Origin of the sequence: Bradyrhizobium sp. (genome assembly GCF_016462955.1) — a bacterium.
In the GTDB taxonomy this organism is placed as follows: domain Bacteria; phylum Pseudomonadota; class Alphaproteobacteria; order Rhizobiales; family Xanthobacteraceae; genus Bradyrhizobium.
This window is the reverse complement of record NZ_JAEMSD010000165.1, coordinates 1-13,028: the sequence shown is the minus strand read 5'-3', so window position 1 is coordinate 13,028 and position 13,028 is coordinate 1. Positions and strand designations below refer to the sequence as shown.

Below are 13,028 nucleotides of genomic sequence, written 5' to 3'. Positions count from 1 at the left end.
GCGACTTCCATTGCCGCCTGCGGAAACGAAACCTCTTCGCCCGAATAGGCATCGTAACCGAGCAGCTCGGCGCCGAAGCGGGAGAGGGCACTGCCGCTGCCTGAGGCGAAATAAATCGCGTAGCGGGGGAAACCTGTCATCGGCTCAGCATAACCAATTTATGCCGCGACGACAGCCTCGCGGGGCGACGCTGCGGCCGTGAGCAGCCGTGCCGCATCGGTGAGATGCACCAGCCTGCCGCCCGAGACCACCGCGATCAGCCGCGGACGCAGCTTCGCGCTGGCGTCGACGAGGAGGATGTCGGCGCGGCGTCCTTGCGCGAGCATGCCGCGATCGGCAAGGCCGGTCGCGCGCGCCGGGCCGGCGGAGACCAGGTCCCAGGCCCGAGCCAGCGGCAACACGCCGTCGGCGGCGAGCCGGAACGCGGCGAGCAGCTGGGCGGGATAGTAGTAGTCCGACGCCAGCACCGAGCAGAGGCCCTTGGCGATCATGTCCGATGCCTTGGTCCAGCCGGTGTGGCTGCCGCCGCGCACGACGTTCGGAGCGCCGTAAACGATGGCATCGCCGTCCTCTGCAGCGGCCTTCGCCGTCTCTTCGTTGATCGGAAACTCCGCGATGTCGGCGCCGAGCTCGCGAAACTCCCGGCGCATCGCCGGTGTCGCATCGTCATGCGAAAGCATCCGCACCTCCGCGGCGCGGGCGACTGCAGCCAGCCGCGATACCGAAGCCGGCACCTCGTCGGCGCGCGAAACCACGCGCTCGACCAGGCGGTCGAACGCCTCGCTCGACAGTCCGGTCCGCTCCACCATGCGATTGCGCTTGCGGGGCTTAGCCATGTCGGCGACGGTGCCGTCCATGTGGTCGTTGAAGGCGAACAGGTCGACGCGGCCCTCGGCAAGCCACCGGCTGATTTCAGGCTCGGCGTCGAGATTGTAGGTTTCGTGGCGCAGGTGGAAGCGGGTGTCGGCGGCGAATTGCGGACGCTGCCGCTCGATCGCCTCCATCAGGCCACGCGCATTGTCGGCGCTGCGCAGGCCCGGCTCCCACGAACAGGTCGTGGCGTGAAACACGGTGGTGATGCCGTTGCTGATGGCCTGGCGGTCGCTGTCGGCGAGCGCAACGTCGATCGGAAAGTCGACGCCTGCGCGCGGCATCATCTGCCGTTCGAAGGCATCGCCATGCAGGTCGACGATGCCCGGCAGCACCAGCAGGTCACGGGCATCGATCGCCAGCCGCGCACGGCCGCGAGAGCCATCGAGCTGCGCAATCTCCGCTCCCGACACGAGAAGCGAGGTCTCGACGAACTCGGTGCCGATCAGGGCCCGTCCGCCTTCGAGAATTATGTCTGTCACGCGAGCGCGCTTCGTTTGCTGGCCGAAGGATTGGTGAGAGAGCTCGCTTGTGCTTCGTATGTCGCAAGAAAATCTTCAATCCCGAGCTTGCGGAAATCGGGCAGCGCCTGGCGCAATTTGTCGTGATCCCAGTCCCACCAGGCGAGCTTCGCAAGGCGCCCGGCGATCTCCTCCGAAAACCGCCGTCGCACGATACGGGCCGGATTGCCGGCGACGATAGTGTAGGCCGGCACGTCCTTGGTGACGATGGCGCCGGCGGCAATCACTGCGCCGGTGCCGATGTTGCGGCCCGGCAGCACGATCGCGCCGTGGCCGATCCAGACGTCGTGGCCGATATGGATGTGATGCTGGCGCCGCCAGTCGAAGAATTCGGCATCGTCGCTCTCGCCCTCGAAATAGGCGCTGGAGCGGTAAGTGAAATGCGCCTGGGTCGCGCGTTGCATCGGATGGTTGCCCGGATTGATCCTGGTCATCGCCGCGATTGAGCAGAACTTCCCGATGGTCGTGTAGGTGATCTGCGAATCGTTGACGACATAGGAGTAATCGCCCATGGCCACTTCGTGCAGGATGGTGCGCGCGCCGACCTCGGTATAGGCGCCGAGCCTGGTCTCGTGCAGCTTCGCCGAGGGATCGATGGTCGGCTGAACCGAAAGAGCTTTGGCAACCATGTTGCATCCGGAGTGTGAGGGCGGGCGTTCCTCTTCGAGCGGCTTGATGACGATGTCATGACAGCGGGATGACAGGGGATGAACCGTGCAGGATCGCCGCGCCGCAACAGCATTGTCACACAAGTGTTAAGCATGGGGGTTAGCGGTTGGCTCCTGCCAATCTGGAGCCCTGCATGCTGGTGGTGGATGGTCTGACGTGTCGTTTCGGCGCAAAAGCCGCCGTGGACGACGCCTCCTTTCAAGTTTCCCCCGGCGGCTTCGTCGGTGTGATCGGGCGATCCGGTGCCGGCAAGTCGACGCTGCTGCGGTCCATCAACCGGCTGGTGACGCCGAGCGGAGGGCGCATCCTGTTCGACGGCACCGACGTCACCGCGCTGCGCGGCAAGGAGCTGCGGCAGTGGCGAGCGCGCTCGGCGATGATCTTCCAGCAATTCAACCTGGTCGGCCGGCTCGATGTGCTCACCAACGTCCTGATGGGACGGCTGTCGATGGTGCCGACATGGCGGTCGCTGCTGCAGCTTTGGCCCGAAGAAGACAAGGCCATCGCAATGTCGGCGCTCGAGCAGTTCGACATGGCTGCCATCGCGGCCCAGCGCGCCGACCAGCTCTCAGGCGGTCAGCAGCAGCGCGTGGCGATCGCGCGGGCGTTGGTTCAGCAGCCCGACATTATCCTTGCCGACGAGCCGATCGCCTCGCTCGATCCCCGCAACACCAAGATCGTAATGGATGCGCTTCTGCGCATCAACAAGCACTTCGGTATCACGGTGCTCTGCAACCTGCATTCGCTCGATCTGGCCCGCAGCTATTGCGATCGCCTGATCGGGATGGCCGCGGGGCGGGTCGTGTTCGACGGCGCGCCGGCGGCCTTGACCGATCATATCGCGCGCGAGCTGTACGATCTCGAGGCGAATGAAGTCATGGATGTTGCGCCCGGGAATGCATCGGTCGGCGCGGCAGTTCCTGCCCTCGGCACGGTTGCCGCGGCCTGATCGCTGCTTCTTTGAATTTGAGCCTAGCGTAGAGCCGGAACTCGACAGTTCATAACCTTGAAATGGGAGACGTCATGATAGACCGTCGTACGATCGTTGCCGCTGCGGCGGCCTTGGCATTCTCAGTTTCCGCCGCTGCGGCTCAAGACTGGAAGGCAAAATATCCTGAGTTGATCTTCGCAAAAGTCCCCGACGAGAATGCTTCCGGCACCACCAACCGCTGGACGCCTCTGACGGAGTACCTGTCCCGCGAGCTCGGAACCAAGGTCACGCTGCGGATTGCCAACGACTACGCCGCGGTGATCGAAGGTCAGCGTGCAGGAAACATTCACATCGCGATGTACGGCCCGGCGTCCTACGCGCGTGCCTACATCATTGGCGCGAAGGTCGAACCTTTCGCGATCGAGGTGAACGGCGACGGCACCAAAGGCTATTACTCGGTTCTCTATGTCAAAAGCGATTCGAGCTACAAGGACATCAAGGACCTGCAAGGCAAGAACCTCTGCCTCGTCGATCCTAATTCGACTTCCGGCAACAACGTGCCGCGTTTCGCGATGAACAAGATGGGCATCGACCCGGAAAAGTTCTTCGCCAAGGTGGTCTACTCGGGGAGCCATGAAAACGCGGTGATCGGGCTCTCCCAGGGCACCTGCGATGCGGCGTTCAACTGGTGGAACGACGAGAAGGAATCGAACCTGCTCCGGATGGAACGGAAGGGCATGGCGAAGGCCGCGGATTTCAAGATCATCATGAAGTCCGAGCAGATTGTTAACTCGCCGATGGCTTATCTCAGCAGCCTGCCTGACGACCTCAAGGCGGCGATCAAGAAAGCAGTGCTGGAAATTTCGGTGAAGGACAAGGCCGCTTTCGACAAGATCTACGAGGGGAAGCAGTTGCCCTATGTCGAGGTCGACCACAAGGCGTATGAGGCCGTGATCGAATTGACCAAGTTTGTCGACAGCATTCGCAAGCAGAAATCCTGAGGGAAACGAAGGGTTGGAAAGACGGGCAGATCGCAAATCTGCCCGACGGCTCTTCCGAACATCCCATGCGAACAGCAGTTCCCGAATTTCCAGAAGCCAGGCTGCGTGAGCTTGCCGATCGTTATGCGGCTGCAATTGCCGCCAAGCGCCGGCGCGTGTGGCTCGGTGCCGCCGTCCTGATCGCCGTTGCCATTGCAGCGGGCTGGATGGGCGAGGTCAGTCTCGGAAATTTCGTCGAGAACTTCTGGCGCTTCCCGGCCTATTTCATCAGCATCGCACCCAAATTTTCGTTCGCGACCGCATGGAGCGATTTGGCGGACTGGCTCTGGGGATTGCGGCGCTGGGCACGGCTTCTCGGGGATACGTTGCTGATCGCCTATATGGGCACCCTCTCGGGTGCGCTGTGCGGCTTCGCACTTTGCTTCCTCGCCTCGGCCAATCTCGTGAAATCAGGAACGACTGTTTTCGTCACCCGGCGCGTTCTGGAATTTTTCAGGACCGTGCCGGAGATTGTGTTTGCCCTGATCTTCGTGCTGGCCTTTGGTCTCGGGCCGCTGCCGGGCGTTCTGGCGATTGCAATCCATACCGCCGGAGCGTTGGGCAAGCAATTCGCCGAGGTTGTCGAGAACATCGACAGCAAGCCGGTCGAAGGGGTGGCGGCAAGCGGGGGCAGCTGGGTTCAGGTCGTTCGGTTCGGCGCGTTGCCTCAGGTCCTCTCGAACTTCGTGAGCTATGCCTTGCTCAGGTTCGAGATCAACGTGCGTGGCGCTGCCGTGATGGGCTTCGTCGGCGCCGGCGGGATCGGCCAGGATCTGATCGAGGCGGTCCGCAAGTTCTACTACACCGACGTCAGCGCCATCCTGCTGCTCATCGTCCTTACCGTCATGCTGATCGACTTCCTGACAGAACAGTTGCGACACCGCCTGCTCGGGCTGGAGGGAAGCACCCGATGAGCTCCTTCAGTTTTGAAAACCGGGCCGGCATTGCCGAACGGTATCCCGACGTCTTCCGGACCGATTGGTGGCAGCGGGGAAGGATCGCAATACTGGTCGGCGGTGCGGTCGGGCTGTTCCTGCTCGGGATCGTCCAGCTTGATATTCCCTTTAACCGGCTCTCCCAAGGCATGGTCAGGCTGGGCGAATTCGTCCAGCTCATGTTGCCGCCCAACCCCGGTTCTTGGGCGGAGGTCCTGAAATATCTGCATGCGCTCGGAGAGACGGTGTCGATCGCATTTCTCGGCACGCTGGGCGGCGCGCTGCTTGCGCTGCCGGTATCCCTGCTGGCGGCGCGCAACGTGGTAGCAAACCGGATCATCCACGTCTTGACGCGCCGTGGTCTCGATACCATTCGTGGAGTCGATACCCTGATCTGGGCCCTGATCTGGGTCGGCGTTGTGGGGCTGGGGCCGTTTGCCGGCATCCTGGCCGTGATCTGCAGCGATTTCGGAACGTTCGGCAAGCTGTTCTCGGAAGCGATCGAGGTCGCCGACAAGAACCCCGCGGAAGGCGTTCGATCATCGGGCGGCAACCATCTCCACAGCGTCCGGTTCGGATTGCTGCCGCAGGTATTCCCGGTCTTGCTGAGCCAGGTGCTTTACTATTTCGAGTCGAATACGCGATCGGCCACCATCATCGGCATCGTCGGCGCCGGCGGCATCGGCCTCCAGCTCGCCGAACAGATCCGGGTGCTGGAATGGCAGAAGGTCTTGTTTCTGATCCTGCTGATCCTGATAACGGTATCGTCGATCGACTGGATTTCCGGCAAGCTGCGCTTCGCGATCATCGGGCGAAGGGCGGTGGCCTGATCGTAGGTCTCGTAGGGTTGGCAAAGCGCAGCGTGCCCACCCTACGGCTCCGGTTTCTTGGAGAGGGTCCCTATGATTCCACCAGAAACTCCACCCGCTCCGCCGCGAACCGCGAGTGCTTGGTCACCAGCGGCCTGCCCTCGAGATCGTGGTCGGTCGCATCCACCACCAGGATCGGCCGTCCCAGCGCCAGATCTAGCCGCGCCGCGTCGGTCGCGTCGACGATGCCGGCGGTGATCCGGGTCGCGCCGCGGCGGTAGTCGCGCACGCCATAATGCTCGAGCAGCTTGGTCATGGAGCGCGTCGCGGCGAACACGGCGCCGGCGTCCGGAAACCGCTCCGCCGACAGCCAGGTGGTGGAGACGCAGATCGGCGTGCGATCGGCGAGGCGGATCGCCTCGATCCGCACCAGGGGCGCGCCGGTCTTCAGTCCCAGCTCCCGCGCGAGCTCGCGCGTCGCGACGTCCTCGGTCGCCTCGATCAGCCGGCCATGCGGTTCGCGGCCCTCGGCGCCGACGATCTCGGAAAAGCGTGTGCGCGAGCGCAAGGGATAGGCGAGCTTTTGCGCCTCGACATAGGTTCCGCTGCCGCGTTCGGCCCGCACCAGGCCGCGCTCTGCAAGGGCTGCCAGTGCGCGCCGCACGGTGTGCCGGTTGACGCGATAGGTTTCGGCGATCTCCATCTCGCCAGGCAGCTTGTCGCCGGCCGCAAAGCGGCCGTCCGCGATGCCGCGCTCGATGCCGTCGGCAACGAGGCGCCATAGCGCCACGCCGGACGATGCAGTGTCTTGCATGCTCATATCGCCGGTCAGCCTAGCCCAGAAATCACGGATTTGTCACGAAACAGTCATGGCGTGCTCGTATGAAGTTGTCTATTATCATAGACAACTTCGGTGCGGCAAGTTCGGTGAATCAGGTGGCTCAGCACAATAACCAGAAAGCCCAGCGCAAGGCCGCGATGGCCGTGCTGGCGCACGCGGAGGCGGGCGAGATCGCCGCCCGCCTCCGCGACTTGGCCTTGGACCTGCCCTTGCCGGAGCATCAGGATCTGCGTCAGCCCGAGAACGGCCTCGTCATGCTGCGCGGCCGGGTCGGCGGCGACGGCGCGCCGTTCAATCTCGGTGAGGCCACGGTGTCGCGCGCGGCGGTGCGGCTTGCCAGCGGCGAGGTCGGCTTCGGCTACACGCTCGGGCGGGACGGCGAGAAGGCGCGGCTGATCGCGCTGTGCGACGCGCTGGTGCAGTCCGGCGATTTCAGCGCCGCCGTCGAGCGCGGCGTTATCGCGCCGTTGCGCGAGCAGCTTATGATTCGCCGTGAACGGGCGGCGGCGGAAACCGCCGCGACGAAGGTTGATTTCTACACCATGGTGCGCGGTGAGGGGTGAGATCATGACCACGATTGCGGAACTGCCGCCGGGTTTCGCCGACAAGGTGTTGTCGGCGCAATCGACCTTTCGCTCGGTCATGGACGCGATGGCGCGGCCGGGCTCGGTCCAGCGCATCGTGCCGATGCCGGGTACGCCTGATACGATGATGCGGGGCACCGCCGCGATCGCGCTGACGCTGTTCGACCACGACACGCCAATCTGGCTCGACGCGCGGATGGCGGAGAGCGCGGACGTGACGAAGTGGCTCAAGTTCCACACTGGCGCGCCGGTCGTGCAGGATTCGTCGATCGCTTCATTCGCGCTCATTGGCGACGGTGGTGCGCTGCCTGCGCTCGATCGCTTCGCGCTCGGCACCAGCGAATATCCGGACCGCTCGACAACGCTGATCATTCAGGTCGACAGCCTCGCCTCCGGCCGGAGCTTCGAGCTGCGCGGCCCCGGCATCGACGGTGTCGCGGCGCTGCTGGCGTCGTTCAAGCCGTTCGACCTGTTCGAGCGCCTGCATGTCAACGAGGCGCTGTTTCCGCGCGGCATCGACGTGGTCCTGGTCGCCGATGACGCCGTGGTCGCGATCCCGCGCACCACGCGCATCGTGAGCAAGGGAAGCTGAAAGCATGTATGTCGCAGTCAAGGGCGGCGAACGCGCCATCGACAACGCCCATCGCCTGCTCGCGCATAAGCGGCGTGGCGACCGCAGCGTTCCGGAGGTCACGCTCGACCAGATCTCGGAGCAGCTCGGCCTCGCCGTCGACCGCGTCATGAGCGAAGGCTCGCTCTACGATCGCGAGCTCGCGGCGCTTGCGATCAAGCAGGCCCGCGGTGACCTGATCGAGGCGATCTTCCTGGTTCGCGCCTTCCGCGCCACGCTGCCGCGTTTCGGCGCCAGCGAGCCGGTCGACACCGGCGCGATGCGCGTGGAGCGGCGGGTGTCCTCCACCTTCAAGGACATTCCCGGCGGTCAGATCCTCGGGCCTACCTTCGATTATACCCATCGCCTGCTCGACCCCGCGCTCGCGGAAGGCTTCGTTCCCGACGCGCCGGCGACGGCTGAAGCGCCCACCGCGCCAACGCCGCGCGTGACCGACATTCTCGGGCGCGACGGGCTGATCGAATCCTCGCCGCAGGCGGAGGACGGCGCCGGCATTGGCGATCTCACCCGCGAGCCGCTGAACTTCCCCGCCGAGCGCGACCTGCGCCTACAAAATCTCGCGCGCGGCGACGAGGGCTTTCTGCTCGCGATGGGCTATTCCACCCAGCGCGGCTATGGCCGCAACCATCCCTTCGCCGGCGAGATCCGCTTCGGCGAGGTGGAGGTCGAGTTCTTCGCGGAGGACGCAGGCTTCGCCGTGCCGCTCGGCGCCATCGAGCTCACCGAGTGCCAGATGGTCAACCAGTTCAAGGGCTCCGCCACCGAGGCGCCGTGCTTCACGCGCGGCTATGGACTCGCCTTCGGCCAGAGCGAGCGCAAGACCATGTCGATGGCGCTGGTCGATCGCGCATTGCGAGCCCGCGAGCTCGGCGAGGAGGCGCTGGCTCCCGCGCAGGACGAGGAGGTCGGGATGTCGCATTCCGACAACGTCCAGGCGACCGGTTTCGTCGAGCACTTGAAGCTGCCGCACTATGTCGACTTCCAGTCCGAGCTCGGCCTGCTCCGCAAGCTGCGACAGGAGTTTGCGGATGCCAATGCGCCCGACGCCATGAAGGAAGCCGCGGAATGAACGCGCCAACCTACAATTTTGCCTATCTCGACGAGCAGACCAAGCGGATGATCCGCCGCGCGATCCTGAAAGCGATCGCGATCCCCGGCTATCAGGTGCCGTTCGCCAGCCGCGAGATGCCGATGCCCTATGGCTGGGGCACCGGCGGCGTGCAGGTCACGGCCGCGATCCTCGGTCCCGCCGACGTGCTCAAGGTAATCGACCAGGGCTCCGACGACACCACCAACGCGATCTCGATCCGCAAGTTCTTCGCGAAAACCGCCGGCGTCGCGACGACGACGGCGACGGACGAGGCAACCGTGATCCAGACCCGGCACCGGATCCCGGAGACGGCGCTGAACGAGAGCCAGGTGCTGGTCTATCAGGTGCCGATCCCGGAGCCGCTGCGCTTCCTCGAGCCGCGCGAGACCGAGACGCGGCGCATGCACGCGCTCGCCGAATACGGCCTGATGCATGTGAAGCTCTACGAGGACATCGCCCGCTTCGGCCACATCGCGACCGCCTATGCCTATCCGGTGAAAGTCAACGCGCGCTATGTGATGGATCCGTCGCCGACGCCGAAATTCGACAATCCCAAAATGGACAATTGTCCCGCGCTGCAATTGTTCGGCGCAGGCCGCGAAAAGCGCATCTATGCGATCCCGCCATATACGCAGGTGGTATCGCTCGATTTCGAGGACCATCCGTTCGAGCCGTACCGCTTCAACGCGCCTTGCGCGCTGTGCGGGGCGGAAAATTCCTATCTCGACGAGATCGTCACCGACGACAAGGGCAGCCGCATGTTCGTCTGCTCCGACACCGATTATTGCGAGGGCCGTCAGGCCGCCGGACATCACGGCAGCCTGAGCGCCGCGCCGTACAAGGAGAAGGCGCAGGAGGTCTCGAATGGCTGAGCAGAATCCGGTCGAGAACGACGAGCCGCTGCTGATCGCAAATTCGCTCAGCAAGTCCTTCGGCCGCATCCATGCTTGCCGCGACGTGTCCTTCGAGCTCTATCCCGGCGAGGTGCTGGCGATCGTCGGCGAGTCGGGCTCGGGCAAGTCGACCCTGCTGCAGATGCTGTCGGGCCAGCTCGCACCGAGCGCCGGTCGTGTGTCCTACCGCATGCGCGACGGCGTCACCCGCGATCTCACGACGCTCGGTGAAGCCGAGCGGCGCTTCCTGTTTCGCACCGATTGGGGTTTCGTGCATCAGGACCCCGCGCAGGGCCTGCGCATGGCGGTCTCGGCCGGGGCCAATGTCGGCGAGCGGCTGATGGCGGTGGGCTGGAATCACTACGGCCGCATCCGCGACACCGCCTCCGACTGGCTCACCCGCGTCGAGATCGATGTCGCGCGCATCGACGATGCGCCGCGCACCTATTCCGGCGGCATGCGCCAGCGCCTCCAGATCGCCCGCAACCTCGTCACCGAGCCGCGGCTGGTGTTCATGGACGAGCCGACCGGCGGCCTCGATGTCTCGGTGCAGGCGCGCCTGCTCGACCTCCTGCGCAGCTTGGTCGCCGAGCTGCATCTCGCCGTCATCATCGTCACCCACGATCTCGCGGTCGCGCGCCTGTTGTCGCACCGGGTGATGGTCATGAAGGGCGGCCGTGTCATCGAGACCGGTCTCACCGACCAGGTGCTCGACGACCCGCGCGAGCCCTACACGCAACTCCTCGTCTCTTCGATTCTGCCGCCATGAACCTTTCAAGATGAGCTTTTCGATGACCGCCATGATCGACGTCGCCGACGCCAAGAAGACCTTTACGATGCACCTACAGGGCGGCATCGAGCTGCCGGTCGTGTGCGGCGTGACCTTCCAGGTCAATCCGGGCGAGTGCGTCGTGCTGTCGGGACCCTCGGGCGCCGGCAAGTCGTCGATCCTGAAGATGATCTTCGGCAATTACCGCTGCGACAGCGGCCGCATCGGTATCCGCCATCGCGGCACGGTGATCGACCTCGCCACCGCCGAGCCGCGCGAAGTGCTCAACGTGCGCCGTGCTACGATCGGCTATGTCAGCCAGTTCCTGCGGGCGGTGCCGCGCGTTGCGACCATCGACGTCGTCGCGGAGCCGCTGATCGTCAACGGCATGAGCCGGGCCGACGCGCAGGCCCGCGCCGGCGAGCTGCTGCGCCGTCTCAACATTCCCGAGCGCCTCTGGCGGCTTCCGCCCGCGACGTTCTCGGGCGGCGAGCAGCAGCGCGTGAACATCGCGCGCGGCTTCATCTCGGAGCTGCCGGTCCTGCTGCTGGACGAGCCGACCGCGTCGCTGGATGCCGCCAATCGCGCCGTAGTGGTCGAGCTGGTCGCCGAGAAAAAGCGCCAGGGCGTCGCCATGGTGGCCATTGTCCACGACGACGAAATCCGGCATCTGATTGCCGACCGCATCGTCGACGTCACCAGCTTTGCCGCCGCGGCCTGAAGGACAAGGAAATGAATGCCAAGCCGAAAGAAGCCGTGATCGCCAACGCCAGGATCGTGCTGGCCGACCGGGTGATCGAGCAGGGCTGGCTCGCTGTTGCCGAAGGCCGCATTGCCGAGTTCGGCGAAGGCAGGGCACCTGCCGGCGCCGAGGACGCCGGCGGCGATCTGATCATGCCGGGCCTGATCGAGCTCCACACCGACCATCTCGAAGCGCATTACGTGCCGCGCCCGAAGGTGTTCTGGAATCCTGTCGCCGCCGTCATCTCCTATGACGGCCAGCTTGCGACCTCGGGCATCACCACCGTGTTTGATTCGCTCCGGGTCTGGCGCGAGGACGGCGCCGAGGAGGTCGACGGCCGCGCCGGCGTTCTCGCCGCCGCGATCACGACCGCGCGCGAGGCCAGCCTGCTGCGTGCCGATCACTTCCTGCACCTGCGCTGCGAAATCCCGATGCCGAGCGTGGTCGAGGAGGCCAAGGAGCTGATCGACCGCCCCGACGTCAAGCTGATGTCGCTGATGGACCACACGCCGGGCCAGCGCCAGTTCCGCGACGAAGTGAAGCTGCGCGACTATTATCGTGGCAAGGGCGGCGGCAAGACCGATGCCGAACTCGACGAGCTGTTCGCAAGACGGTTTGAGTATCAGAAGAAATATGCGGCGGCCAACATGCGCGAGATCGTGGCTCTGGCGCATCGGTACAACATCCCGCTGGCCAGCCACGACGACACCACGGAGGAGAACGTCGCGGATGCCGTGCGCGACCGTGTCTCGGTGGCGGAATTCCCCACCACGCTGGAAGCGGCGCGCAGCCTGCACCAGGCCGGCATCGACATCCTCATGGGCGCGCCGAACGTGGTGCGCGGCGGCTCGCATTCCGGCAACATCGCCGCGGTCGATCTTGCGCACGAAGGCCTGCTCGACATCCTGTCGTCGGACTACATCCCGTCCAGCCTCTTGATGGCCGCGCTGCAATTGCCCGAGCATGTGCCCGCGATCAGCCTTCCGGCCGCGGTTCGCACCGTGACCAAGGCCCCCGCCGAGGCCGTCGGCCTCACCGACCGCGGCGAGATCGCGACAGGCAAGCGCGCCGACCTGATCCGCGTGCATGTCGCCGGCCACGTTCCCGTCGTGCGCAGCGTGTGGCGCGAAGGACACCGCGTCGCATGAGCGAGATGGCCACCGCGGCGCGGGAAGAGGCGGTTGCGATCGGCCCCGGCCGGCTCGTGCTCGTGGTCGGTCCCAGCGGCGCCGGCAAGGACACGCTGCTGCGTCTGGCGCAAACGGCCTGCATCGACGATCCCGACATCGTCTTCCCCCGCCGCATCGTGACGCGCGCGTCGTCAGCCGATGAAGACAATATCGCGGTGAACGAGGACGAATTCCGCCGCGCGCGCGATCACGGCGATTTCGCCGTACACTGGGAGGCGCATGGACACGCCTATGCGCTGCCGACCGAGATAAACGACGACATTCGCGCGGGTCGCGCGGTCGTCGTCAACGTTTCACGCACCGTGATCGCCGCCTTGCGCCGGGCCTATGCCAATGTCGTGGTGGTCGCGATCACGGCACCGCCGGACGTGCTGGCGCAGCGGCTTGCCGCGCGCGCCCGGCATAGCGACGGCAATATCACCGATCGCCTTGCGCGCAGTGTCGACGACGCTTCGGCCAATGCCGACGTCACCATCCTCAATTCCGGCAGCGCGGATTATCACGGTCGCCAGC

At 65.1% G+C, this 13,028-nt stretch carries 15 protein-coding genes and 1 pseudogene; 12 read left to right on the top strand and 4 right to left on the bottom strand.

Translation table 11 applies throughout. The annotated features are described in order from the left end of the window. From JHD07_RS18105 to JHD07_RS18095, 3 genes and pseudogenes are all read right to left on the bottom strand, one after another. Window positions 1-140, bottom strand: a pseudogene (locus JHD07_RS18105) (phosphonate metabolism protein); the annotation flags it as partial. Between the two features lie 18 nt (window positions 141-158). After that, on the bottom strand, window positions 159-1,352 hold the full coding sequence (locus JHD07_RS18100; protein WP_291624524.1) for an alpha-D-ribose 1-methylphosphonate 5-triphosphate diphosphatase: 1,194 nt from the start codon (window positions 1,350-1,352) through the stop codon (window positions 159-161). Next, the gene (locus JHD07_RS18095; RefSeq protein ID WP_291624523.1) at window positions 1,349-2,020 is read right to left on the bottom strand and encodes a chloramphenicol acetyltransferase; all 672 of its coding nucleotides are present in this window, start codon (window positions 2,018-2,020) and stop codon (window positions 1,349-1,351) included. Before JHD07_RS18095 ends, JHD07_RS18100 begins: the two co-directional genes overlap by 4 nt. A 173-nt stretch (window positions 2,021-2,193) precedes the next feature. On the opposite strand from JHD07_RS18095, the gene phnC reads away from it, so the two are divergent. The 4 genes from phnC to phnE (JHD07_RS18075) all read left to right on the top strand — a co-directional run bounded on the left by phnC (window position 2,194) and on the right by phnE (JHD07_RS18075) (window position 5,796). After that, entirely contained in the window at window positions 2,194-3,009 is an 816-nt protein-coding gene (gene phnC / locus JHD07_RS18090; RefSeq protein WP_291624522.1) for a phosphonate ABC transporter ATP-binding protein, read from the top strand. A gap of 74 nt (window positions 3,010-3,083) precedes the next feature. Beyond that, window positions 3,084-3,992 carry a phosphonate ABC transporter substrate-binding protein gene (gene phnD, locus JHD07_RS18085; protein WP_291624521.1) on the top strand — a complete coding sequence of 303 codons (909 nt, stop codon included), beginning with the start codon at window positions 3,084-3,086 and terminating at the stop codon, window positions 3,990-3,992. A gap of 65 nt (window positions 3,993-4,057) precedes the next feature. Further along, entirely contained in the window at window positions 4,058-4,945 is an 888-nt protein-coding gene (gene phnE, locus JHD07_RS18080) for a phosphonate ABC transporter, permease protein PhnE (RefSeq protein ID WP_291624520.1), read from the top strand. Further along, window positions 4,942-5,796 carry a phosphonate ABC transporter, permease protein PhnE gene (phnE, locus tag JHD07_RS18075; RefSeq protein WP_291624519.1) on the top strand — a complete coding sequence of 285 codons (855 nt, stop codon included), beginning with the start codon at window positions 4,942-4,944 and terminating at the stop codon, window positions 5,794-5,796. Before phnE (JHD07_RS18080) ends, phnE (JHD07_RS18075) begins: the two co-directional genes overlap by 4 nt. A gap of 70 nt (window positions 5,797-5,866) precedes the next feature. Here the strand turns inward: phnE (JHD07_RS18075) and phnF are convergent, their stop codons facing one another. After that, complete coding sequence (phnF, locus tag JHD07_RS18070) at window positions 5,867-6,595, bottom strand: phosphonate metabolism transcriptional regulator PhnF (RefSeq protein WP_291624518.1); 729 nt, start codon at window positions 6,593-6,595, stop codon at window positions 5,867-5,869. A 107-nt stretch (window positions 6,596-6,702) separates the two neighbouring features. On the opposite strand from phnF, the gene phnG reads away from it, so the two are divergent. From phnG to phnN, 8 genes are all read left to right on the top strand, one after another. Beyond that, complete coding sequence (gene phnG, locus JHD07_RS18065; protein ID WP_291624525.1) at window positions 6,703-7,179, top strand: phosphonate C-P lyase system protein PhnG; 477 nt, start codon at window positions 6,703-6,705, stop codon at window positions 7,177-7,179. A 4-nt stretch (window positions 7,180-7,183) separates the two neighbouring features. Continuing rightward, on the top strand, window positions 7,184-7,792 hold the full coding sequence (gene phnH, locus JHD07_RS18060; RefSeq protein ID WP_291624517.1) for a phosphonate C-P lyase system protein PhnH: 609 nt from the start codon (window positions 7,184-7,186) through the stop codon (window positions 7,790-7,792). 4 nt (window positions 7,793-7,796) lie between these two features. After that, the gene (locus tag JHD07_RS18055) at window positions 7,797-8,900 is read left to right on the top strand and encodes a carbon-phosphorus lyase complex subunit PhnI (protein ID WP_291624516.1); all 1,104 of its coding nucleotides are present in this window, start codon (window positions 7,797-7,799) and stop codon (window positions 8,898-8,900) included. After that, complete coding sequence (locus JHD07_RS18050; RefSeq protein ID WP_291624515.1) at window positions 8,897-9,793, top strand: alpha-D-ribose 1-methylphosphonate 5-phosphate C-P-lyase PhnJ; 897 nt, start codon at window positions 8,897-8,899, stop codon at window positions 9,791-9,793. Before JHD07_RS18055 ends, JHD07_RS18050 begins: the two co-directional genes overlap by 4 nt. Continuing rightward, a complete protein-coding gene (phnK, locus tag JHD07_RS18045) occupies window positions 9,786-10,583 on the top strand; it encodes a phosphonate C-P lyase system protein PhnK (RefSeq protein WP_291624514.1) in 798 nt (265 codons plus the stop codon). The genes JHD07_RS18050 and phnK overlap by 8 nt, the downstream gene beginning before the upstream one ends. 22 nt (window positions 10,584-10,605) lie before the next feature. Then, entirely contained in the window at window positions 10,606-11,304 is a 699-nt protein-coding gene (gene phnL, locus JHD07_RS18040; protein ID WP_291624513.1) for a phosphonate C-P lyase system protein PhnL, read from the top strand. An 11-nt stretch (window positions 11,305-11,315) separates the two neighbouring features. Then, complete coding sequence (locus tag JHD07_RS18035; RefSeq protein WP_291624512.1) at window positions 11,316-12,473, top strand: alpha-D-ribose 1-methylphosphonate 5-triphosphate diphosphatase; 1,158 nt, start codon at window positions 11,316-11,318, stop codon at window positions 12,471-12,473. Next, window positions 12,470-13,028, top strand: a 559-nt coding sequence (gene phnN / locus JHD07_RS18030) for a phosphonate metabolism protein/1,5-bisphosphokinase (PRPP-forming) PhnN (RefSeq protein ID WP_291624511.1), incomplete at its 3' end; no start/stop codon positions are given. The genes JHD07_RS18035 and phnN, both read left to right, overlap by 4 nt.